The 22,847-nt window shown below is 50.8% G+C and carries 21 protein-coding genes; 11 read left to right on the top strand and 10 right to left on the bottom strand.

Translation table 11 applies throughout. The features are described from left to right. Positions 1 to 4: 4 nt before the first annotated feature. The 3 genes from IPF95_08585 (at position 5) to IPF95_08575 (ending at position 4,665) form a co-directional block, all read left to right on the top strand. Entirely contained in the window at positions 5 to 445 is a 441-nt protein-coding gene (locus IPF95_08585; protein MBK6474756.1) for a hypothetical protein, read from the top strand. 312 nt (positions 446 to 757) lie between these two features. Continuing rightward, positions 758 to 2,569: an acyl-CoA dehydrogenase family protein gene (locus tag IPF95_08580; protein MBK6474755.1), complete on the top strand. Its 1,812-nt coding sequence runs from the start codon at positions 758 to 760 to the stop codon at positions 2,567 to 2,569. A 275-nt stretch (positions 2,570 to 2,844) separates the two neighbouring features. Next, positions 2,845 to 4,665 (top strand): hypothetical protein, encoded by a 1,821-nt coding sequence (locus tag IPF95_08575; GenBank protein ID MBK6474754.1) that lies wholly within the window; start codon positions 2,845 to 2,847, stop codon positions 4,663 to 4,665. Here the strand turns inward: IPF95_08575 and IPF95_08570 are convergent, their stop codons facing one another. Next, entirely contained in the window at positions 4,666 to 5,667 is a 1,002-nt protein-coding gene (locus tag IPF95_08570; GenBank protein MBK6474753.1) for a hypothetical protein, read from the bottom strand. It abuts the gene before it with no gap. 16 nt (positions 5,668 to 5,683) lie between these two features. Further along, positions 5,684 to 6,124, bottom strand: coding sequence for a hypothetical protein (locus tag IPF95_08565; GenBank protein MBK6474752.1), 441 nt, complete (start codon positions 6,122 to 6,124; stop codon positions 5,684 to 5,686). Positions 6,125 to 6,359: 235 nt separating this feature from the next. Here IPF95_08565 and IPF95_08560 point away from each other — a divergent pair, with 235 nt between their 5' ends. The 5 genes from IPF95_08560 (at position 6,360) to IPF95_08540 (ending at position 11,712) form a co-directional block, all read left to right on the top strand. After that, entirely contained in the window at positions 6,360 to 7,562 is a 1,203-nt protein-coding gene (locus IPF95_08560) for a T9SS type A sorting domain-containing protein (protein MBK6474751.1), read from the top strand. A 3-nt stretch (positions 7,563 to 7,565) separates the two neighbouring features. Continuing rightward, positions 7,566 to 8,207, top strand: a complete 642-nt coding sequence (locus IPF95_08555; GenBank protein ID MBK6474750.1) for an O-methyltransferase — start codon at positions 7,566 to 7,568, stop codon at positions 8,205 to 8,207. A gap of 4 nt (positions 8,208 to 8,211) precedes the next feature. Next, a complete protein-coding gene (locus tag IPF95_08550) occupies positions 8,212 to 8,637 on the top strand; it encodes a DUF2007 domain-containing protein (protein ID MBK6474749.1) in 426 nt (141 codons plus the stop codon). A 262-nt stretch (positions 8,638 to 8,899) separates the two neighbouring features. Next, positions 8,900 to 9,919 (top strand): aminotransferase class I/II-fold pyridoxal phosphate-dependent enzyme, encoded by a 1,020-nt coding sequence (locus IPF95_08545; GenBank protein MBK6474748.1) that lies wholly within the window; start codon positions 8,900 to 8,902, stop codon positions 9,917 to 9,919. A 50-nt stretch (positions 9,920 to 9,969) separates the two neighbouring features. Then, positions 9,970 to 11,712, top strand: coding sequence for a sensor histidine kinase (locus IPF95_08540; protein MBK6474747.1), 1,743 nt, complete (start codon positions 9,970 to 9,972; stop codon positions 11,710 to 11,712). A 7-nt stretch (positions 11,713 to 11,719) separates the two neighbouring features. Here the strand turns inward: IPF95_08540 and IPF95_08535 are convergent, their stop codons facing one another. The 6 genes from IPF95_08535 to obgE form a co-directional block, all read right to left on the bottom strand. Beyond that, entirely contained in the window at positions 11,720 to 13,021 is a 1,302-nt protein-coding gene (locus tag IPF95_08535; protein ID MBK6474746.1) for an OmpA family protein, read from the bottom strand. A gap of 199 nt (positions 13,022 to 13,220) precedes the next feature. After that, on the bottom strand, positions 13,221 to 13,625 hold the full coding sequence (locus IPF95_08530) for a hypothetical protein (protein ID MBK6474745.1): 405 nt from the start codon (positions 13,623 to 13,625) through the stop codon (positions 13,221 to 13,223). A 185-nt stretch (positions 13,626 to 13,810) separates the two neighbouring features. Next, positions 13,811 to 15,481 (bottom strand): alkaline phosphatase family protein, encoded by a 1,671-nt coding sequence (locus IPF95_08525; GenBank protein ID MBK6474744.1) that lies wholly within the window; start codon positions 15,479 to 15,481, stop codon positions 13,811 to 13,813. Continuing rightward, positions 15,478 to 15,846 (bottom strand): CrcB family protein, encoded by a 369-nt coding sequence (locus IPF95_08520; GenBank protein ID MBK6474743.1) that lies wholly within the window; start codon positions 15,844 to 15,846, stop codon positions 15,478 to 15,480. Before IPF95_08520 ends, IPF95_08525 begins: the two co-directional genes overlap by 4 nt. Then, on the bottom strand, positions 15,843 to 16,358 hold the full coding sequence (locus IPF95_08515) for a phosphatase PAP2 family protein (protein ID MBK6474742.1): 516 nt from the start codon (positions 16,356 to 16,358) through the stop codon (positions 15,843 to 15,845). Before IPF95_08515 ends, IPF95_08520 begins: the two co-directional genes overlap by 4 nt. Before the next feature lie 91 nt (positions 16,359 to 16,449). Further along, entirely contained in the window at positions 16,450 to 17,433 is a 984-nt protein-coding gene (gene obgE, locus IPF95_08510) for a GTPase ObgE (protein ID MBK6474741.1), read from the bottom strand. A 228-nt stretch (positions 17,434 to 17,661) separates the two neighbouring features. Here obgE and IPF95_08505 point away from each other — a divergent pair, with 228 nt between their 5' ends. Continuing rightward, positions 17,662 to 18,156, top strand: coding sequence for a hypothetical protein (locus IPF95_08505; protein MBK6474740.1), 495 nt, complete (start codon positions 17,662 to 17,664; stop codon positions 18,154 to 18,156). A gap of 110 nt (positions 18,157 to 18,266) precedes the next feature. Here IPF95_08505 and IPF95_08500 read toward each other — a convergent pair whose 3' ends face one another. After that, complete coding sequence (locus IPF95_08500) at positions 18,267 to 18,845, bottom strand: adenylate kinase (protein MBK6474739.1); 579 nt, start codon at positions 18,843 to 18,845, stop codon at positions 18,267 to 18,269. Further along, positions 18,842 to 19,390: a hypoxanthine phosphoribosyltransferase gene (gene hpt / locus IPF95_08495; protein ID MBK6474738.1), complete on the bottom strand. Its 549-nt coding sequence runs from the start codon at positions 19,388 to 19,390 to the stop codon at positions 18,842 to 18,844. The genes IPF95_08500 and hpt overlap by 4 nt, the downstream gene beginning before the upstream one ends. Positions 19,391 to 19,833: 443 nt before the next feature. Here hpt and IPF95_08490 point away from each other — a divergent pair, with 443 nt between their 5' ends. Both IPF95_08490 and IPF95_08485 read left to right on the top strand, forming a co-directional pair. Further along, positions 19,834 to 20,646 (top strand): hypothetical protein, encoded by an 813-nt coding sequence (locus tag IPF95_08490; protein ID MBK6474737.1) that lies wholly within the window; start codon positions 19,834 to 19,836, stop codon positions 20,644 to 20,646. Continuing rightward, positions 20,643 to 22,817: a helix-hairpin-helix domain-containing protein gene (locus tag IPF95_08485; protein ID MBK6474736.1), complete on the top strand. Its 2,175-nt coding sequence runs from the start codon at positions 20,643 to 20,645 to the stop codon at positions 22,815 to 22,817. The genes IPF95_08490 and IPF95_08485 overlap by 4 nt, the downstream gene beginning before the upstream one ends. The last annotated feature ends 30 nt before the right edge of the window (positions 22,818 to 22,847 follow it).

Raw genomic sequence — 22,847 nt, 5'->3', positions numbered from 1 at the left:
CAACATGGGTCCCTACAATTTCATGACCGTTACGCTGAAGATCGAGGATCAGACTTCCCTGGCCATCCTCATGCATAAGGATGGCACGATCAACCGCAAAGGCGATGGCTCAATCAACATTGACCGTAACATGTTCATGGGCGTTGCGAAGGAGCCATTGTTCGACAGATTCATTGCGACCCTCCACCCTGACCTTGACCAGATCCTTGGTAAGTCCGGCGAGATGCCTGACCAGAAGGGAAAGAAGTGCAGTGTGGAGATCGCGCTGGGGGATGGGAAGGAAGGGACCGGTTCACTGATCACATATGGCTCCGACTCAATGGGGCCGCCGCTACCGATCGTCGAGTTCGTGAACAATGCGGTGCGGATCACTGATCCGTGGTACCGTGAGCAACAGCAGGTCATCAGGAAACGCGAGAAGAAGTGGTGGCAATTCTGGAAGTGACCATGAACCCTGCGCTCAGCATCGTATGTTGCTCAATGCGCGTTGACGAAGGAACCATCGCCGCTGAAAAAATGGAATGCAGCATTTCATTTCTACCGTTCTAAATCGATCACCAAATTCGATTATGCCGCAATTCAAACAACACCGACCCGCTCCGATTTTCACACCCGACGAGTCTTGATATCACATTTGGAACTAAAGTTATGCATGCATAACTTTAGGCCGAACAATGACGTAGTGTAATCCGTAGAACGCATTCAGCAGGCATTCGATCATCAGATCGTATGATCTTCTGTCCATCTGATCGAAACCATGGCAACTGAAACAAAAAACAAGGCCCTCCAAGGAGGCGAATTCCTGATCCGCGAAAGTGATCCGAAGGATATTTTTATTCCTGAAGAGTTCAACGAGGAGCAACACATGATCGCGCAAACTGCGACCGATTTCCTGTTGAAGGAGGTGTGGCCGATCCTGGACCGGATCGATAGCATGGAAGAGGGCTTGATGCCAAGTCTGCTGGATAAAGCTGGCGAACTGGGGTTGCTGGGCGTATCAGTACCGGAAGACCTGGGTGGTTTCGGTAAGGACTTCTTGACCACCATGCTGCTGACGGAAGTCACCGGTGCGGGACACAGTTTCAGCGTAGCGATCGCTGCGCATACGGGAATCGGTACACTACCGATCCTATACTACGGCAACGAGGAGCAGAAAAAGAAGTACATTCCAAAGCTTGCCTCGGGCGAGTGGAAGGCTTCGTATTGCCTCACCGAACCCAACGCTGGCAGCGATGCTAACAGCGGAAAGACCAAGGCCGAGCTTTCGCCGGATGGCAAGCACTACATCATCAACGGCCAGAAGATGTGGATCACCAACGGTGGTTTCGCTGACATTTTCACGGTGTTCGCAAAGATAATTGATCCTAAGACCGGTGAAGCTGATGAGAACCTGAGCGCGTTCATCATAGAAAAGGATTTCGGTGGAATTACGCTGAACCCGGAAGAGAAGAAGATGGGCATCAAGGGCAGCAGTACGCGACAGGTGTTCTTCAACGATTGCAAAGTTCCCGTTGAGAATTTGCTTAGCGAACGCGGCAACGGATTCAAGATCGCGGTGAACATTTTGAACATCGGCCGGATCAAGTTGGCCGGAGCAGCATTGGGTGGGGCCAAAGCAGTTGTGGACCAAAGCGTGAAGTATGCCAACGAGCGCCATCAGTTCGGAAGGCCGATCAGTTCGTTCGGTGCGATCCGCCAAAAGCTGGCCGACCAAGCGACCTATTGCTATGTGGTGGAAAGCGCGACTTACCGCTGCAGCTACGACATGGAACAAGCCATTGTAGCCTTGGAAGCTGGTGGTGCGGATCATGCAAAAGCATTGCTGAAAGGTGTAGAGCAATACGCAGCCGAAGCTGCCATTTTGAAAGTGGCCGGTAGCGAATGTTTGGACTACGTCTGCGACGAAGGCGTGCAGATCTATGGTGGCATGGGCTACAGTGCCGAAAGCCCTGTAGAGCGCGCGTACCGCGACAGCCGGATCAACCGGATCTTCGAAGGAACGAACGAGATCAACCGCATGCTCACCGTGGACATGCTGTTGAAGCGCGCAATGAAAGGTCAGCTTGATCTGATGGGTCCTGCTCAGAAGGTCGCGTCGGAATTGATGGGGATCCCTGATATGCCGGAGCCGGATGAAACACTGCTCGGCGACGAAAAGCGGATGGTGGCGAATTTCAAGAAGGCCGTGCTGATGGTGGCCGGTGGTGCTGCGCAGAAGCTGGGCTTGGAACTCGCGAAACACCAAGAGACCTTGATGCACATCGCTGACATGGTGATCGACACCTACCTTGCTGAGAGCACCTTGTTACGCACGTTGAAATTGGCCGATATGAAAGGCGCCGATACGGTACAGGAGCAGATCGCAATGACCCAGCTCTACATCCACGATGCTGCTGATCGGATCCACAAATTCGCGAAGGAAGCAGTGAACAACTTCGCAGATGGCGACGAGCAACGCGCGATGCTGATGGGTGCGAAACGCTTTACGAAAGCGACGAATTTGAATACCGCGGAGCTTCGGAAGAGTATTTCGAAGAAGATGATCACAGAGGGGAAGTACTGCTACTGATCGATCAGACAGTTGAATAATTGAACGCCGGAGCAGAGTGCATCTGCTCCGGCGTTCGTGCATTCAGACCAGCTATTTCTTCTATTGGTCGATCGCCTTTCAAGGTGCAACAATTCCTTCAGGATCGCAGTCTGCCGCAGGTGGTAATGCGATGGTTCGTTGATCTCTCTTCAGGTCGCGGGACCGATCTGGCATTTCGAACCCGTCTGTTCCCAATAACGTTTTCACCGTGCATTCGATCATTTCCTTATTGACGCTTTGTATCTTGCAAGGCCATGCGTAACGCACCCTACTGGATCATAATAGCACTCATCCTACCCAGCGCGGTTTCCGGACAGATCAACGTTGAGGTCGATGCAACGAATGTTATCGGCACGGTGAACCCGCTTTGGGGCGATCATTACGATGTGCAATTATTGTTCGGTACAGGAGGCAATCCTACCGTTGAAGGGCCGAAGGAGTTATACATCGACGATCCCGATTTTATGCCTTTGATGAACACGTTGAAGCCACGGAGCATCCGGGTATCCACTGGGCGATTTGATGATCCGCACAGCGCCGACTACTATTCCTCGGACACAGTGGTCCTGCGTAACCTACCGACCGAATGGTATCACGGCCCGAACACGATGGCGGGTGTGAATGATCTTTCGAATTACGACTTCACCTACATCGATTCGTTGGTGGATGTAGTGCGATCAATTGGTGCGGAACCTTTCGTAGAATTTGCAGCAATGCCCTTCGACCTGAGCAGCGTTCATACACCGACCTATTTCGGATGTATAGAGTGGCCTATCCCCTGCCATCTGTTCGGTTGGGACAACGCGATCCGCACGGCACCACCCGCCGACAATGCGGTATACGGACGAGCAGTTTACCAGCTGATCAAGCATTTGTACACCACACGCAATGTGACCTGGTTCGAAGGGTGGAACGAACCCGATCAGTTTCCGGGACTCACGCCATTCTGGGATGGGGATGTTCCACAGCTTCATGCAATGTATGCGGCAATTGTCGCAGAAGTGGAAGCGGACCCTTTGCTCTCGCCGAATATTGAATTGGGCTGTTGTTCTTTCGCGATGCAGAGTTTCCTGAACTTATTTCCGATCCAATTCCTGAGCACCGTGCAGCAGGAAGGCACGCGCATGGACTTCCTTTCATTCCACCCCTATGACGTGATCAACGGTGGGTATGACCACGTCAAGACCGAGATCGCACGCACCTGGCGTGACACTTTTGTACCCAATGCGGAACTGGTGAACGGTGAATGGGGCATTCTCGATCCGGGCTTCGGCTCCGCCGGTTGGAATAGTTTGGATTATGGCTTGGATCGGATCAAAGCGATCATTGGGATGCAGGACGCAGGGATCACTTACGCGCATGCAGCAAGCATGTCGGACAACGATACCACAGTGGGTACGTGTTGCCTTGGCATGTTCTACACCAAGCCGACCTTTAGCGCTAAACCTGCAGCGCATGCATACATGGCCATGAACCGGATCCTTGGTGCCACGGATCGATTGCTGTCCCAAGTGGATACGCCTTATGCAGCATTGGCGTGCAGTACGATCGATCAAGATACCATCTTCGTAGTGGTTCCTGCGGATGATCCCGGTGGAAGTTCCGGTACTATTTCCATTTCGATCAGTGATCTTCCGTGGAACACAGGCACTGCCACGCGCTTTGAATTGACGATGACCGACTATGCGAACGGCGAAGTGCTGGTCCCAACTTCTATGCAACCAATCCTATCCAACAGTTTTCAGGACAGCCTTTCATACACATCCGACCAAAACAATGGGCGGCTATTGATCTGGGAATTGGTACATGAGAATGACATGAGTGTTCCGCAAACGCAACACCCGGCGATCCGCGTTTACCCGAACCCCACCAAGCAGGAAGTAACTATCGACGGACCGTTCAACATCACTCCGCACGATGTGTGGATCACGGATGAATTAGGCAGACCGGTCACAGTGAAGTGTACGGCTGTAGCCCACGGAATGGTCCGTATGGACTTACCTAGTTCCGGTGTGTATTCGATCCGGATCGCTGGTCTGGAGCAGTTCCCGGTGCGGGTTGTGGCACTGAAGTGATCAACACAACAAATTGTAGCGCACCAAGAGGCGTACGCCATCACGCCAGCGTATCCAACCGGTCGGAGGCATGCGGTCTGCGAGTTCCGATGTTCCCACCATCAACCATTCACCGCGAACGGCGAGCGGTTTCAACAAGGCGTCAGCGCCATCGGCGAGGACTGATGCATGGTCGAGTGGTTTGATCCGGATCGGGTTGGTTTCCGGATCAATGATCTCCACTGTATTGACCGTGCTGATGAATTCCGGCCAAAACACAATACCCAGTTCCTGTCGGTCCACCCAACGTGTAGTTCCATCGAAGGTGTTCACCTCAACCTCCACCCAGTTACGTGAGAGCGTGATCATCTTTAAAAGGAGGAGGTCATAGTCCAACTTCATATGGGCCGGAACGAACCATGGTGGCGCCGAGGTGATATTCGTGAAGTGCTCGCCCTTTGCGAAAGTGAGGCTATCCAATGCCTGGAAGGTTGCCGGTAGCTGGTCCATATCCGGTGCACCGTAGAAGTGGAGGACACCGAGTTCCATGATCGGTGATGCCATACCAAGACCCAGCACTGGTTCCTGTTGCTCGGTGGCGTTTCCAAGAACGTCCAACGTAGAACGCCGCGATGCGAAGATGACCGGCGCTATTGGCGCAGTTGGTTCCAATTGCTCATACCGCTCTTGTTCTTTTTGCCATTGTTCATCCTGCTCGGCCTTCATCTGCATGAACCGCCAAATTCCAAACACCACCATTATTAACGCTAACGGACCAACAACAAGCAATGACCGAACGATCCTCCGTCGGGAAAGTTTCTTCACCAGAAAAATACCAAGCACAATGAAAGCGATGGATATGACCAGCATATAACCGAGCACTTCGGCGGCGCCGGCAAGTCCATCCGAATTGGGTACCGCGAAGCGTCCAATGATGCCACCGACAAAAATCCCTAAAAGAGCAAGACACAACACGAATGTGAACCCCGGCAGAAGTTTGGAACGATGTGTAGTCTTGGTCATGATGCGCTCACCATACCTACTGCATCACTTTCTGCAACTGTTCTATCATTTCCGGATCCACCCCTTCCATGCCACCTTCCATCATGGCTACCTGCATACCCAACTTCGCTATGCGCATTCCATAAGTTGCACCAATGGTCTTAAACTCGGACCAACACTTTAGGCCCAACGCCTTTTCACCTCGTTGTTGAATGCGATCACTGAGGTCCTTCGCCTTGGCGGAAAGTTCCTTTTGCTTTTCCGCATCCACTTTCTTAGCAGCGACCATTTCAGTCAAAGCTGTTTCGTACTCCTCCATCAGGTTGCGGAATTCACCGACCAAGGGGTCGCATTCCGCTGCTTCATCCATTACGCGTTCTTCTTTCTGCTCAGGCGTTTCATTCTTGGGTTCGCTGGAACACGCAGCAATAAATAACATGGCAAACGAGAGGATGACGATGTGCTTGGTGGATCTCATGATGGTCGGCGTTAGGTGAGCGAAGTTGGGTGATCCGACCGAATCATCCAAATCAAAAGGAAATTGCAGGAAAGTGAGTTGACCGCATCGGAAGAGTTCACTTTTATCAACTTATCGCCTCACTGAAGACTGAGCCTTGTTCTGAAATGGCGCGACATGTAGTGGAGGTCATGTATGAGCAATAAGCCTCACTCACTGGCCAGCCCCTTCTGATCGCCTCGTCTACCTTTACAGAATGCACCACCTCACACTACTGGCATTCTTCACCTCCACTGTTTGCCAAGCGCAATGGACCCAACTCCCTGATTTTCCTGGAACACCTAGGGATGATGCTGCAGCATTCACTGTTGGCGGCAAGATCTATGTTGGTACTGGATATGCCGTCGGCTGGGTGCTGATGAATGACTGGTTCTGTTATGATCCGGATATGGGAACATGGACTACCATTACACCCTTACCTGCTGATCCGCGACAGTATTGCACCACGTTCACACTTGCCGATACGGGATACGTCTTCGGTGGTCAGGGTCCGAATGGCGCATTGGACGAATTGTGGGCCTACCATCCTGCAACGGATCAATGGGAACAGAAAGCATCATTACCAGCGGAAGGGCGCTACGCTTGTGCTGGTATGGGTATGATGTGGGCCGATGCCATCATTGCAACCGGCATATTAGCGAGCGGAGTACCAACGAACGAAGCATGGAAGTACAACTCTCAAACCAATTCATGGACGGCAACCGGTGATGTGCCTGGCCCTCCGCGACACCGCGCTGCATCTGTTCGTGGAAGTGGCGAAGGATTGTTATTGATCGGTGGAGCGGACAGTGCGTACGTTGGCATGCGCGATGTTTGGGAGTACCCTAGTGCGTTTGAAACCGGGACATGGTACCAGCGCGATAGCATTCCGGAACCGCGATGGGGTGCGGATGGCAGCGGCAGTTACGTTTCCGTAATAGCGTGCGGCGCAACAGAGCAAGAGATATTCCATGATGACGTTTGGGGCGGTTATAGTTTAACGGAACCACTACCCGCATTTCCTGCTGGTGTGCGGCGTGGCGGCGTTGGTGTTGGCATAAGCGGACCACAAAGCTGGGCCGATGCGTTCTACTATGGCCTTGGATTAGATGGTGATATTATGCGCCGAAACGACTGGTGGCGATTGGATATGGTTGTGGGGATCGAAGAAGAGGACCCGATCAACTCGTTGCAAGTGTATCCTGTACCAACCTCCGATCAACTCACCATTACCATACATCCACATATGATCGGAAGCGAACTGACCATATCGGCAATTGATGGACGGGTCTTGTATCGCGTTCGCGCTGGATCGGACACTGTTCAACTTGCGACAACGAATTACGTGAACGGCGTTTACACCATTTCTTTGCACACGGCTGTCGGCAGGGTTACTCAACGCTTTTCAGTTCAGCATTAAGTCATGCATTTTCTATCTCCGGACCTTGAGGCGTATGCCGAATTGAATACTTCTCCGGAACCGTCATACTTACAAGAACTAACGGCAGAAACCAAAGACAATGTGGAACTTCCGCAAATGCTTAGCGGCCACCTGCAAGGCCGATTCTTGAGCATGATCAGTAAGTTGATGTCACCGCATTTGATCTTGGAGATAGGCACCTTTACGGGCTATTCCGCCTTGTGTTTGGCTGAAGGGCTTTCCACAAAAGGCAAACTCCACACGATAGACATCAACACACGTCTTGCAGGGATGGTGGATAGGTACGTCCGTAAAGCGGGTTACCATGATCGGATCCATCAACATTTGGCGCCTGCAACGGAAGTGATACCGACCATTGGAGGCATCTTCGACCTGGTCTTCATCGATGCCGATAAACCGAGCTATTGCAACTACTTCGATCTTATAATTGACCGCATGCGACCTGGAGGGTTGATCATTGCTGACAACATACTATGGAGCGGCCGAGTGCTATCACCAGAAAGCGAAATGGACAGTGAGACCAAAGGTTTACATGCTTATGCCGAGAAAGTAAAAACAGACGACCGCGTGGAAAATGTGCTGTTGCCAATACGGGATGGGCTTATGGTGAGCCGAAGGAAATGATCAGATGAAGCGCGACCTAGTAACGATACGTTTCTACGATGACCCGATTGAAGCACACTTGGCCCGTTGCATTTTGGAAAATGCGGGCATCGGTGCATATGTGAATGATGAGCATACCATCAGCTTGAACCGTCTCTGGGGTTATGCGCTTGGAGGAGTAAAATTAAAAGTGAGTACTTCGGATCGAGAGTCTGCAATTCTATTGCTGTCAGAAAGCGAGTCTTTGCCTTATCTTGATGAAAATGAAGCGGAGATGAAATGTCCGCGGTGTGGCTCAGCCGATCTAACCAGTGGGGTCAGTCGTCCACGGGATTGGAAAAGCATAGGGCATCTTTTGGTCTCATTCATTTTTATCACTTATCCACTGGGATTTCAACGCGGCATGTCCTGCGGCCAGTGCGGTCATTTTTTCGACATGAATGAACAATAGCTCCGATCCAGTTTCAGAACGACCAGTTCAACAGTTCCAAGATTGAACTTTCATCCAACTGCAGGTCCTCATTCCAAGATCGTTTTTACAGCATTACTGCCCATTAAATTGATCAAAAGGCATTGAAGGCACCTTTTACATGTTATGCGTCGATACTGATCAACTGAACTTCTGTAACTAATTCGATCTTGAGTTCGAGCACTAATGGATCTGCTTATGGTGAGCCGTAGAAGGTAAGCTCTCAATTATCTTGCGCTCCACTATGATCGACCTACGCTCCGACACTGTTACCAAACCCTCTGCTGCAATGCGGAAGGCCATGCTGAATGCCGCCGTCGGCGATGATGTTTTCGGCGAGGATCCAACGGTCAACTCGTTGGAAGCACGTGTTGCTGCACTCTTTGGACATGAAGCCGGTCTGTACTGCCCAAGTGGGACAATGACCAACCAGATAGCGATCAATATACACACGCATCCCGGTGATGAAATTATTTGCGATGAAGGCGCGCACATTTATAGATACGAGGGAGGTGGAACAATGGCCACGAGCGGTTGCAGCGTTAAGTTCGTACCAAGTGATCACGGTCGGTTCACTGCTGAAGATGTAGCGGCTGCGATCAACGACCCGAATGCGCAATGGTTGGCACGAACACGTTTGGTGAACATTGAGAATACCTGCAATCGCGGAGGAGGAGCTGTATGGAGTTTGAAAGAGGTCGATAAGATCCGAACCGTTTGTTCATTACATGGATTAGCAATGCACATGGACGGAGCGCGGATCTTCAATGCGTTGTCGGTTACCAAAGAAAAGCCGGAGGAATGGGGCAAGCGGTTCGATACGATCTCGATCTGTTTAAGCAAAGGATTGGGTGCGCCGGTCGGCTCCATACTTGTTGGGAACAAAGTGCTAATGGCCAATGCCCGTCGTGTACGAAAGCGATTGGGCGGTGGCATGAGACAGGCAGGAATACTGGCAGCAGCAGGTCATTATGCGTTGGATCATCATGTGGATCGCTTGGTCGAAGATCACGTTCGTGCTACAACCCTTGGCGATGCGATCGCCGATCTTCCGTATGTGGATCATGTTATGCCAGTGGAAACCAACATCATTATTTTCACGCTGGCCGGAGGGCGTGAAGCAAGCTCAATGCTTACAGAACTGAAGGGATCCGGGATCATTGCTGCTGCATTCGGGCCCAATATGGTGCGCATGGTCCTGCATTTGGATATCGATGATACCGACGTGGATCGTACCATTGCAGTACTCAAGAAATTACAATGATCGCGGATCAGCCTTGCACGTATCATCGCATTTGGTAGGAGAGTTCATCCATGAAGAAGCGCAGAAAGTTCGAACGTTGGTTGGTGGTAGCCATAATTGTGCTACTGGTCTCCACGCTCGGATTCATCGGCTCGCGTTGGATGAAAATGGACCAGCGCGTAATTGTCGTGGCGGACCTGGGTCTCGAAAGTGCCCAACAGTTGTACCGCGTCCGGTTGGATGCCATGTTCCACGAATTGGGTACGGACCTACGGGAAGAATGTGCTGCGGTCCAAGAGTTGGATTCACTTACACCTACTGATCATATAAAGCGATGGCGGCCATTAATGAACTCACAGTGGCCGATCCTTGCGGTACGACTTGCTGATGAGCGCGGAAATGAGATCGGCCTGGTAAGAAATGGTCTGGACTTTCAACTACATCTTACTGATGAAGGATCCAACGGAGGTTCGGTGATCCAAGGCCAAGTCGCCAACAACGCTCAGTCAGGCAGGATCGACAGCGTTTGGATCTCGGACCTGGACTATGACCCGCGTGATCAGCCTTGGTTCAGCAAAGCACTGGAGGATGCGAGGAATGAACCTGCATGGAACATGTACTTCCCTTCGGGATCGGAAAATCCGGTAATGCAGCTTTCCATGTTGATCCGCGGACGGGAGGATGCGGACCCGTACCGCATTCTGGCGTTCGAAGTGGACCTATCCAGATCGGAAGCATTAGTGACCCAAACCACAACACTGCGACATTATGGAGCAATGATCCTAAGCAATGATGGTCGTCGGATACCAACGCCGGATTCTGCACAAGTGGACCCCATTCTACGTGAGGTTGAGCAAGAAGCTGGCCGCACGTGGACCACGGATCAGATTCAATGGCCGCGCACATTCAGCCATGGGGGCAAGAGATTCAGAGGCCTGATAACGCCTTATAAATTGAACGGCCAGACGATCTGTACCGGAGAGATCATCGATCTATCCACCATTCGCAAATTGATGGCTCCTGAACGGAACACGTTGTATGGCATGCTCATAGCATTGGCCGGTCTCACCTTTCTCTTGGGTTGGGTCCGTGTACGCAGAGGAGTTGAGATCTCCTTGATACGAAAACAGGAAAAACGAACACGGGCACAGGAAAAACGACTAGCAAAGGCGCTGGGTGAGCGGGATGTGTTGAACCGCGAAGTACATCACCGGGTAAAGAATAACCTACAGGTCGTAAGTAGCCTGTTGAACTTACAAAGTGCCCGTTTGGAAGAAGGAGAAGTAAAGGAGGAGTTCATGCGCGGCAAACAACGGATCGATACGATCGCGCTTGTCCATCACAAACTGTACGAACTTCAGGACCTACGGAACGTGGATCTTCAATTGTTCTTCACCAACCTGATCACTTCATTGGCTGAAATGCACAAGCCTGAAAGTAACGCTGTTAGTTACGAGGTAGCGACCTATGGGTTAAAGGCCGATCAGGACACAGCGATCGAACTGGGTATCATCGCGTGTGAATTGGTAAGCAATACGTACCGTCATGCGTTCCCATATGCTACAGGTGGCCACGTGGATATCCAAATAACGAATGTTGAAGGAGATCTGTTCCGTCTCGTTGTCAAGGATAATGGTCGAGGTCTATCCGAGGATCAACGTCAAGGTCCTGGAAAACTAGGTTTGGAGATCGTGGAGGCCATGGCCGATCAACTGGATGGGTCATTCCATGTGCGAACCAATGGTGGCGTTACGTTCGAGGTGCTCTTCCGGATGCAGTACAAGCCTTCTGACCTGGAAGAAGCCGAAGACTGACCATACCTCAACGCGCCAACCACTCGATCTCCACGCGTCGTTCATCCGGCGCTCGGCCCATACTGCGGCTATCTCCGTAGTAATTCACCATCAATCGTTCGGCATGAATGCCTCGTTCCAAGAGATAGTTGCGTACCGCCTTAGCGCGTAGTTCACTCAACTTAAGGTTCACACTTGGCGATCCGCTGGCATCCGTATAGCCGGTGATCAGCACACGATCCTGCGGTAGGCGTGCCAACTGTTCGAAAACCTCGTTCAGAAGCACAAAATGTTCCTGGCCCAATAGTGCGGAATTACGATCGAACGATACTGAAAGATTCTTACCGGCCAGCTCACTGAGCTTGGCAAGTGGATTTTCCTGTTCAGGCTGCGGTGGATCGATCTTATCGCGCACCTCCAGTTCCAATCCAACAATACGATCCTCAATATCTTCCAATCGATCTCGCAATTGCCATAGTTCACGACGTTGATCAAGATCATCCAGACGTGAGTTGATCATGTCAAGTTCCGTCTTTAGCCAACGGTCCCGCTTGCGGATCTTGCCGGTGTAAGAAACAACCTCGGCCGTATCCTCTGGTGCAACCTGAGTTTTCGGTACATAAGCCTTCAAAGCGGTCAACCCGATCGATGGGTCGACAGCAGCCATATCACTATCAGTCAGTTTCAGGTCAAGTGCACACAAGAAATTATCCTCGTCGAAAACAGTACCGCACGTAGATGCAATTCGATAGACATTTCCTCTTGTGTCATTCGGTTCTCCCCATACCAGAACGCTACCTAGCTCCATAAGATCAGCACGTATCTGTCTATCCAATTCGGTGCGCTGCGCTTTCAGCGTATGATAGATCGCCAAGTATTTATCGTCGCTGGAACCCGATGCAGTCTGGGATGAATTCCCGCTCCAATCCATGCTCGCAAAGTGCAGAAGTTGCGTTACAGTAGGCACTGTAAGTCCAACAACTGGAAAGGATACCTGAAGTTCCTCGGCAGCGGCTGCGATCATGGAATTCATCTCCAAGGTCATTTCCGTAACCGAAATGTCCGTAGTTACTCCTGATCGACCAAATTGAAGATGGGCATCGAGGTACGCACCCAGTCCGGCTTCCACAAGGCGATCCAGCATTACACGAACATCAGCGCGTGGCGCACTTGTTCGTTGCAATTGAAATACAGCCAATGCACCGGGCACACCTCGCCAAACGCCTTGGAATACTGGTTTTGGAGCTTCCGGATCATCGATACTGGCACTAACGATGACATTGCCTCGCTCCACGACGGACTCCATGGTCAGCACCGGTTGTGCGATCATTGAGCCATGGAGAAAGCATGAGATCAGCGCTGCTGTGACCAGGCCGAACCCGTATGACGGACGATATGGAGCGTGCTGTTGCACACTACAAAATTACCCCGTACAGAGCTGATATTCCAGACCAAGGTCGTAGAAAATGCAACACGCTTTTCAACATTATCAAAGGAAACGGCCAGCGAAACGGCCTCGAGCGAACGGTTCAAACCGTTTCCTTCACAAGCTCTTTATGCTCTTGGGCCCATAACAAAGCATCCTGGCGCCATTCGAAAACACGGAACGGAAATTCCGGTCTGCTCATTTTCTGGAACATCACCCCTTGACGCCTGCTCTTCTGGTCATGCGTAAAAAATGCAACCGGATGACCTTGTGCCTTGCACGCTCTTTTCAATAGGATCCTAGCGGGTTCTTCCGCGTAAGCATTTTCCGGGAACTCCAACAGAACAGGTGCGGTACCAGAAGGATCCAAAGCCGAGATCAACCGGATCATCTCCTTCATATCGCGGATCTGCAACCGGGCTCCTTTTGCAAGGACCAAATGGAGTAGACCATCCTCACGCCATAGTTCGAAAGGACTTCCAAATGCGGGTTTTTCCCAAGCGATCATGGCACCAAACTAATTATGTTTTTCACGATAGAGCCACATGGAATTGTCAAAAAATTAACAGGTCTTGGTGGGCAAGGGTTACAGCACGTTGGATCTCTGACCTGGTATGATCGGGATCCGGTCCATCAAGATACCGCGTGTTCGATCAACCCTCATACGCCCTCATTCGTTGAACGAGTATGCATTCACTTTAGTGCCCTTTCCACCACATTCCCTGATGCGGCATTGGGCAATGAAATTCCAACAATAGCACAAACCGTTGGCACGATATCCGTAATGGACGTGCGTTCCATGATCTCGCCTTGCCGTATGCCCTGGCCATAAAAGATGACAGGCACTTGGGTATCGTAGTTCCATGGGGTCATGTGCGTTGTCCCCTTCGTAGTTCCGTAATAGGACTCCAGATAATTTGGCCGATATACCATCACTACATCTCCACTGCGCTGAACCATGAAGCCCCGTTGAATTGTACGCCTTACACCGTCGGTATATTGGTTACGTGCCAGATCCGTAGCGGACAGCGCGACAATGACATTTGGATCCAACTGCATATGGTCTACCGTTGCTCGTTGGATCTCTTCCGGAATGATCTTTCGGGCCTGCATGAGAGAGTCGTTCAAGAAAACCTGGCCACGGCGGATCGATCGTACCCATTCACCTTCACCAAACCGCTTGGCGAGTGCCTCGTTCAATCCCTTTCTTGCACTCTTCTTATCAATATACCCAGCACTGCTTTTCAGGTCCTTCAGGTATTGTGGCACATCCACTACACCATGATCCGCTGTAAGGAAAACTGTGTATTTGCCTGTTCCAACGCGCGTATCCAACTCGGCGAACAAACGCTTCAGCTCTTGGTCCAATCGAACGTACATATCTTCCAATTCCACGGCGCGTGGGCCCAATTCATGGGCAAGTTCATCCGGACTACCATAGCTTAAGGCGAGCAGATCCGTTACGTCATCCGCACCAAGCTCTTCCCCCGCAATAGCAGCTAGCGCCAGATCGGTAGTAAGCGTATTTCCCCACGGAGTATACTTGATCACTTCGGCTGAGCCGGTTGCCTTGAACATGGCCTGTAGATCCATGGGGAGGGTGGGCGATGTGGTTCCGGGGATGGGTTCTTCGTACGGGTTATCATCCGGCATCACTTGGCGATACCGTTCAATAGGAAGCAACAGATCCCACTTGTTCTGTAGATAGTTGATCTGTCTTTTTTCAGCATTGAAGGCCATAAGCCATTCGGGTAATTCATTCCGGTACCATGTGCTGGTGGCGAACGCACCTTCATCATCGGGGATGAACCAATATGCGGCATCCCCGGTCCTGCCGATCGGAAGAATGGCACTGCGGTCCTTCAATGCGATACCGATCGTCTTTGACCTGCGCTCAGTGGCAAGTTCCAGTTCATCCGCTAGTGTAGAAGCGATCAAATTCTGTGGAGAACTGTGACCGGAGGCTTCACCACAACCAACGCCCTTCACACTCTGATCCTTAACACAATAGTTAAGGGTATCATCCGTACCGAAGAACATATCGTTGAACGTGATGCCATGATCTGCGGGTGTGGTTCCAGTATAAATACTGGCATGTCCGGGTCCTGTCTCTGTTGGGGCGTAGTCGAATTGTGCATTCCGCTGGAACGAACCTTCGTTGATCAACCGCTTAAAGCCGCCATCGCCGAAATTATCCCAGTACCGATAGATGTAATCCACGCGCATTTGATCCACGACGATGCCAACCACCAAACGCGGCGGTTCTGTCCATGCCGGATCTTGGCCGTACATTCTCATACACGCTAACAAGCTTGCACAAAATAGGATCGAATTGCTTTTGATCCGATCGAGATTACCCATCATGTGGTACGTGCAAAAAAGTAAAAGATCAATAGACCGGCCAAGACACTTACGAGGATGTTCATCGCCGCGAAACCATAAAAACCATCACGCATTAATTGATAATTCTCAAAATTGAATGTGCTCATGGTACTGAACCCACCGCAAAAGCCGATAGCCAACAAGGCCATCCAGTGTTCACGTCCGGGTAAATGAGCATGCATGCGGATCATGACATACGCCAAAAGGACGGTTGCAAGTAGATTACTCGCGAGTGTTGCCCACGGAAAAGAAGCCCTTAATGCCAGTGACAACACCCCACGAGAAATGGCGTAGCGTAACAGACTTCCCGCTCCACCACCAAGAAAAACCGCTAACCACGTATTCATTTTCCGGACTTGTTGAAATTGAACATCAGTTGCTTGTACGAGAATGCACACCCAAAGCCAATGATGCCACCGTATAACGCCCCTACCACCACATCAGCAGGAAAATGAACACCGAGATAAATGCGACTGTAACAAATAATGCCGGCCCACAAGAGGAGTGCAGGTGTGATCCACTTGCGCATACCGGATAATAATCCGGCCATGAAAACAGCGATCCCGAAATGATTGCTTGCATGCGATGAAACAAAACCGAACTCACCGCCACGGTACAATTGGCCATCACTTCCGGTCAGCAAATGGATACTATTGTTGAACGCATCCACATGACTTGGTCGCAAGCGCTGAACCGTGTTCTTGAACAGCATTACCGAACCCGTATCCGTAAGAAATATCATCAGCGCTATCACTGGTACCGCAATGCCTAGACCACGCCATCCATATCTCCGTTGGATCAGGTACAGGAAAAAAACATAGAGCGGGATCCACGTGAATAGATCACTTATCTGCCACATGACGGCATCCCAGAACGGTGAATGAAACCCGTTGATCACAAGAACGCCTCATGATCCAGTGAGATGATGCTGTTTACAAGATCCATAGCGGTCAAGCGTGCAGTTTTTCCCAGAGCTTATCCTTTAGTACATCAAGACCCATTCCGGCAACGCTGGAGATCATTACGTGCTCAATGTCCTTTGGCAATTCTGGTGCAAGTTGTTCCATCATTTCCGCATCGAGCATATCGCATTTGGTAATGGCCAGCACGCGGTCCTTATCCAGGAGTTCCGGTGAGTATGCCTTCAATTCGTTCAAGAGAATGGTGTATTCCGCCTTAATATCCTTGGAATCCGCAGGAACCATGAACAGTAATACGCTGTTCCGCTCGATATGCCGAAGGAATCGCAGGCCCAATCCTTTTCCTTCGGATGCGCCTTCAATAATACCGGGGATGTCCGCCATAACGAAGCTCTTATGATCGCGATAGCTCACGATACCAAGGTTCGGGACCAAGGTTGTGAACGCATAATCGGCCACTTTGGGTTTCGCTGCACTCACAACGCTCAACAACGTGCTTTTGCCCGCATTCGGAAAACCGACCAGACCCACATCTGCAAGTACCTTCAACTCCATGAGCACCCATTGCTCAATACCGGGTTCACCGGGTTGGGCAAAGCGCGGCGTTTGGTGTGTGGCCGTTTTGAAATGCTGGTTGCCCTGCCCTCCTCTACCGCCGGGAAAGAGTATATGTTCCTCGCCGTCGGTCACTACTTCGCAGAGCACCTCACCGGTCTCTTCGATCTTGATCACGGTGCCTAAAGGCAATTCAAGGACCTGGTCCTTGCCGCTCGCCCCGGAACTTTGGTTGCTATAGCCCACTTTCCCATCTTCGGCAATTACGTGCTTGGTGTAGCGCATATGGAGCAAGGTCCAAAGCTGTCCGTTTCCACGCACGATGATATGACCACCACGGCCACCATCACCACCATCCGGGCCGCCTTTGGGCATATACTTTTCCCGTCGCAAGTGGCTACTTCCTTTGCCCCCAGCACCGGAGCGGCATTCTATACGGATATGGTCGATGAAGTTCATGGAGGCGCAAATGTCGGGATTGTGCGGTTGGCAGCTCTTTTCGAAATATTCACATTCTATTTCGCACTATTTCGTTAACGTGCAAAGTGCAGGGAGTAAACTCTATATACGAGCATCCCCATTTCGTGGGATATAAAGGGTCCATTTGGGTCGAGCGATCGAAATAGTTCTATTTTTGAGCGGTTAAGACCAGATCAAAACCACCTAAAAACAAAAGCACTCACCCAAATGAAATTGTTGAAGTACACCCTAATGTCGATATTATTGATCGGCAGCACAGGCACATTCACCTCCTGTAAAAAAGATCCGTGCAAAGACAAGAACTGTGAGAACGGCGGTACTTGCGCGGATGGCACCTGTGTATGCGCTGGTGGTTATGAAGGTGAAGAATGCAAAACTCAGGTCCGGAGCAAATTCATAAGCACATATAATGTTTCGGAAAGCTGCCCAAGCGGTAACTTCTCCTACCAGATCACGATCTCCACATCGTCATCAGGTGTTGACCGTGTATTGATCAGCAACTTTGGTGGATATGGTGCAGCTGTTAATGCGTCTGCGAGTGGTAGCCAATTATCCGTTCCAAATCAGCAAGTAGATATCAATGGTAATAGTGCCACGTTCTCAGGCAGTGGTCAATTATCGGGCAACATCCTTACGATGACCTATACCATCGGAGGTGGAGGTGGTTCGGAGACCTGCACAATGACCTGTACGAAAGTGTAACCAGCACTTGGTCTTTTTCTTGTTGAACGAAGAGCCAGACTCGAACGAGAAGCCCCTGTATCCGTCGGATACAGGGGCTTCTCGTTCATCGAAATTCAGAGTTCCGGCGTTCACGACCTACCGATCGCCTCAACCAATCGTTTGGTGATATCTTCCACGGTCCCTACACCATCAATGGCTACAAATTTTCCTTGCTCGCTGTAGTAGTCCTTAAGGCGTGCTGTTTTCTTCTCGTATTCGCGGATCCGGTTGCGAATGATATCCTCCGTGGAATCATCCTTACGATCACTGGTGGCACCGCGACCTAGCAACCGTTTCACCAACTCCTCTTCGGGAACTTGCAATGCCAGCATGGCAACGATCGGTTCTTTGCGGAATTCGAGCATCTCATCCAACGCTTCGGCTTGTGCCTTGGTGCGCGGAAAGCCATCGAAAATAAAACCGTCGGCTTCCACATGTTCCTCGATCGCGTTCTTGATCATACCGATCACGACCTCATCCGGTACCAGTTCACCTACGTCCATAAGCTCCTTGGCTTTTAGCCCCAATGTGGTTTCCGCTTTGATCTCAGCGCGTAAAAGGTCCCCTGTGCTCAGGTGAGCCAAGTTGTACTTCTTGATAAGGAACGCGCTTTGCGTGCCCTTTCCTGCACCCGGTGGGCCGAAGAGTACGATGTTCAGTTTGTTCATTTTCCGTTCTGGATGATCTGGTATATGCCCGGCAGATTCCTACCAAGGCCATCGTGGTCCAATCCGCTACCCACCACAAAAGCGTTGGGGATCTTCAGGGCCACATGTTCTATTTCGATGTCCGGTTGCTTATATGCATCCGGCTTGAAGAGTAACGTTGCAATGCTCACACTGGCCGGATGATGATCCTTCAGTGCATCGAGGATGTGGCGTATCGTATTGCCGGTATCCACAATATCCTCCAATACGACCACATGCCGGTCGGTGATCCGTTCGTTGAGCCCGATCAGGTCACTCACCTTCCCTGTGCTGCTGGTACCGTGGTAGCTGGCCACCTTTACGAAGGTGATCTCACATTCAATATCCAAGCGTTTCATCAATTCGGCAGCAAAGAAAAAAGCGCCGTTCAACACACCAACGAACAAGGGTCGTTTGCCATCGTACTTTTTCCGCAATTCGCCCGCAAGGCGGTCAACAGCGGCGTTCACATCCTGTTCGGTAATGAACAGTTCGAACTCGATATCATGCAAGCGAACGCGTGCCATGGTGTTGTATATGCTCGCTTTGGTGAATACGTCTTCCATGAGCAAGGCGCGAAGGTAAGGATCGTTACCGGGGTGACAGAACAACAACGCAGAGCGATCGCGTCGTAAATCATTCACCACTAAAGCTCTGCGACCCATTCTGGGTCGAAACCCGCACTTGTCAGGGGTTTTGTCTAATTTCTGTGACCCTTCCAGGGTCCATACATGAACTTTTTCTGACCCTTAGATGGGTCGCAGAAATTAGAAATACAGGATCGCCCTAAGTGCTTTTTGACCCGCAACGGGTCACAGAAACAGAATGCTCGAAGAATATACATTTCAAGACGCGATAGCCTTGAACCATAACGTAACAGGATCATTTCATGCATCTACTGTATACCACAAGAAGATGAATTTTCATCCACTTACACCTCACTCCATGTCTATACCCTACTTTCGGAGCGATGCGACCGATACTTGCTATCCTTTTACTACTTAGCTCACCACTGATCCGTGCAGGTGGAGAGGATCTGCCCATGGGCGCTCGTTTTGCCGGAATGGGTTACTCCGGGTTAGCACTGAGTGACCTCTGGAGCATACGGCTTAACCCCGCAGGACTTGCCGCACTTGAAGTTCCCGCGGCTGGAATATTCTATCAGCAACATTTTCTTTCACCTGATCTCGCGCATCAAGGATTGGCGGTCGCCATACCGTTGGGCAAGGGTACATTGGGGATAGGTGCGGACCGGTTCGGTTATTCGTTGTACAACCAGAGCAAAGGCAGTTTGGGTTATGCCATGCGCTTCGGAGAGAGCATTCGCGTCGCCGTGCAATTCGACTATCTGAGTGTTCGGTTAGGAGAGAATTACGGGAGTGCAAGTGCGTTCACGGCCGAGATCGGAATGCAAGCCAAGCTCACAGATCAATTATGGGTAGGAGCGCATGCATACAATTTGAACAAGGCGAAGATCGGAGGCCCTTACGATGAAACGATCCCGACCATTCTACGGGCTGGGCTGGTCTATACGTTCAGCCCAAAATTCTTGCTGACCGCGGATGTGGAAAAGGACATTGATCGCGGTGAGCAATTCAGATTCGGTGCGGAATATCATCCCAATTCCGTTCTGTTCCTCCGCACTGGAATAAGCACTGGTCCGGTACAGGGCCACTTCGGTGCGGGCATCCGCTACAAGAAATTGGATATTGACCTGGCTCTTGCCGTTCGTTCACAACTGGGCGCAACACCAATGATCGGGTTGACATACAGGTTCAAATGAAAAAGGCCTTAGCAGCCATAGCCATGTTCTGCGGCTGTATGCATGTACAGGCGCAAGAGGATGTGATACCACGGGATATTATTGAGCAACGGATCGAAGCCGCCAGTGATCAATTAGGCGATGATAGCAGTGTGGACCTTACCGCGCTGGTAGATCAACTTACGGATAGGCTGAAGAATCCGATCGACCTGAATCATACCGATGCTCAGGAGCTGAACAGTTTGATCTTTTTGAGCGATGTCCAAGTAAGTGCAATATTGGAACACATCAGAAAATTCGGGAAGCTGCAAAGCTTCTATGAACTGCAAACGGTCAATGGCTTGGATGCAGAGACCATTGAGCTGATCAGACCCTTTGTCACGGTGCGCGAAAATGCGAAGAGCACGCGAGCCAATTTGAAAGAGATCTTTTCCAAAGGCGGTAGCGAAGTACTGCTCCGTAGTACCATGAACATTGAGGAACGCAAAGGATTCATGGATCGCGATAATCTGTTCGGCAAGGAATATTACGACCCTGATGGAGAAGCTCTTCCGAATTACGGCGACCCAACGGTACGCGATTCATTGCGTGCGAACAACAAGGTTTATCTGGGAAGTCCTTACCGATTGTATGCGCGTTACAGATTCCGTTATCGCCAGAACGTGAGCTTTGGTATCACGGCGGAAAAAGATGAAGGTGAGGAGTTCTTCAAGGGGTCTCAAAAAAATGGTTTTGATTACTACAGCGCACACCTTTTCCTACGTGATATCGGGCGTTTGAAGGCAGTGGCTATCGGCGATTATCAAGCGCAGTTCGGGCAAGGACTTACTTTCTGGAACGGCTTAGCGTTCTCCAGTAAGAGCAGTTTTACCATGAACGTGAAACGCAACGCCGTTGGTCTATCGCCCTACACAAGTGTGAACGAGAACCTTTACCTGCGCGGTGGTGCTGCTACGATCGAACTAGTGAAGAACGTCGAACTGACCGGATTCTTTTCGCGCAAAGCGATCGATGGGAACGTATCCGCATTGCCCACCCAGAATGACTCCATCGGCACACAGATCCAGGAGGTGACCTTCAGTAGTTTCCAGGAAGACGGATTCCACCGCACCAATACGGAACTGCGAAAAAGCAACGGGATCAATGAGCAGATCATTGGCGGACATGCGCGTTACAAGCGAAGCAATTTCAGCATTGGTGCAACAGCTGCGAACGTTCTATATGATGCATTCCTACAGCCGAACACACAACCGTATAGCCAGTTCAATTTCAGAGGCAAGACCAACACCACGGCGGGAGTTGATTGGAACTACCTCTACCGCAACTTTACCTGGTTCGGTGAAGTGAGTACCAGTTCCAATGGTGGCAAAGCAATGAATACGGGTGTGCTGGTCTCACTGGACAAGCGCGTAAGCATGAGCCTGCTCTACCGTAATTATGGAAGGGATTATCACGGTCTGTACAGCGTGGCCTTTTCGGAAGGTGGCAGTCCTTGGAATGAGCATGGCCTGTTCACTGGATTGGAGATCCGTCCGAACAGGCATTGGACCTTCAATGCATATTTCGATCAATTCAGTTTTCCTTGGTTGCGTTACTTGACGGATGCACCCAATTCTGGATTTGATTGGTTGGCACAGTTGAACTGGAAACCGAGCCGTGGCGTGGAGATCTACATACGCGCACGCCATCAGGAACGCGCAAAGAACACGGCATTCGATGTTGACGGTATTGACAATTTGGTGAGTGTTGACCAGACCAACTACCGGTTCAATGCCACGTACAAAGTGAGTCCATCCATAAGTCTTCGCACGCGTGTAGAGACCGTGGATTTCCAGCGGGGATCCAGCCCTTTGGAACATGGTTTCTTACTCTACCAGGACATTGTACACAGGCCGTTGAGCAGTCCGTTCGAGACAACGTTCCGAATTGCACTATTCGAGAGCGGATCCTACAATGCGCGTTTATATGCCTATGAGAACGACCTGGTCGGAGTATTCTCCATTCCACCCTACTATGGTCGTGGGATCCGCGCTTATGCCATGTTCCGTGTAACACCACTGCGGCGTATGGATATCTGGGTGCGTTATGGTGCGTGGATCTATCAGGACCAAACATCTAGCAGTAGCGGCCTGCAAGAGATAGCCGGGAATACACGGAGTGATCTTAAGATACAGCTGCGGTATAAATTCTAAGTAACGATCGATAATGATCTGTTATCAGGT

The organism is Flavobacteriales bacterium (assembly GCA_016704485.1).
Taxonomy (GTDB): Bacteria; Bacteroidota; Bacteroidia; order Flavobacteriales_F; family PHOS-HE28; genus PHOS-HE28.
The sequence above is the reverse complement of the archived record's forward strand: the minus strand, read 5'-3'. Positions and strand labels throughout refer to the sequence as shown.

Coding starts and splice junctions, on each gene's coding strand:
- IPF95_08515 (MBK6474742.1), bottom strand. CDS start 16,358: ATGTGGCAGATAAGTGATCTATTCACGTGGATCCCGCTCTATGTTTTT.
- IPF95_08520 (MBK6474743.1), bottom strand. CDS start 15,846: ATGAATACGTGGTTAGCGGTTTTTCTTGGTGGTGGAGCGGGAAGTCTG.
- IPF95_08505 (MBK6474740.1), top strand. CDS start 17,662: ATGAAATTGTTGAAGTACACCCTAATGTCGATATTATTGATCGGCAGC.
- IPF95_08545 (MBK6474748.1), top strand. CDS start 8,900: ATGATCGACCTACGCTCCGACACTGTTACCAAACCCTCTGCTGCAATG.
- IPF95_08485 (MBK6474736.1), top strand. CDS start 20,643: ATGAAAAAGGCCTTAGCAGCCATAGCCATGTTCTGCGGCTGTATGCAT.
- IPF95_08500 (MBK6474739.1), bottom strand. CDS start 18,845: ATGAACAAACTGAACATCGTACTCTTCGGCCCACCGGGTGCAGGAAAG.
- IPF95_08550 (MBK6474749.1), top strand. CDS start 8,212: ATGAAGCGCGACCTAGTAACGATACGTTTCTACGATGACCCGATTGAA.
- IPF95_08555 (MBK6474750.1), top strand. CDS start 7,566: ATGCATTTTCTATCTCCGGACCTTGAGGCGTATGCCGAATTGAATACT.
- IPF95_08570 (MBK6474753.1), bottom strand. CDS start 5,667: ATGACCAAGACTACACATCGTTCCAAACTTCTGCCGGGGTTCACATTC.
- IPF95_08565 (MBK6474752.1), bottom strand. CDS start 6,124: ATGAGATCCACCAAGCACATCGTCATCCTCTCGTTTGCCATGTTATTT.
- IPF95_08530 (MBK6474745.1), bottom strand. CDS start 13,625: ATGATCGCTTGGGAAAAACCCGCATTTGGAAGTCCTTTCGAACTATGG.
- IPF95_08580 (MBK6474755.1), top strand. CDS start 758: ATGGCAACTGAAACAAAAAACAAGGCCCTCCAAGGAGGCGAATTCCTG.
- IPF95_08540 (MBK6474747.1), top strand. CDS start 9,970: ATGAAGAAGCGCAGAAAGTTCGAACGTTGGTTGGTGGTAGCCATAATT.
- IPF95_08575 (MBK6474754.1), top strand. CDS start 2,845: ATGCGTAACGCACCCTACTGGATCATAATAGCACTCATCCTACCCAGC.
- IPF95_08585 (MBK6474756.1), top strand. CDS start 5: ATGGGTCCCTACAATTTCATGACCGTTACGCTGAAGATCGAGGATCAG.
- obgE (MBK6474741.1), bottom strand. CDS start 17,433: ATGAACTTCATCGACCATATCCGTATAGAATGCCGCTCCGGTGCTGGG.
- IPF95_08560 (MBK6474751.1), top strand. CDS start 6,360: ATGCACCACCTCACACTACTGGCATTCTTCACCTCCACTGTTTGCCAA.
- IPF95_08535 (MBK6474746.1), bottom strand. CDS start 13,021: ATGATCGCACAACCGGTGCTGACCATGGAGTCCGTCGTGGAGCGAGGC.
- hpt (MBK6474738.1), bottom strand. CDS start 19,390: ATGGCACGCGTTCGCTTGCATGATATCGAGTTCGAACTGTTCATTACC.
- IPF95_08525 (MBK6474744.1), bottom strand. CDS start 15,481: ATGATGGGTAATCTCGATCGGATCAAAAGCAATTCGATCCTATTTTGT.
- IPF95_08490 (MBK6474737.1), top strand. CDS start 19,834: ATGCGACCGATACTTGCTATCCTTTTACTACTTAGCTCACCACTGATC.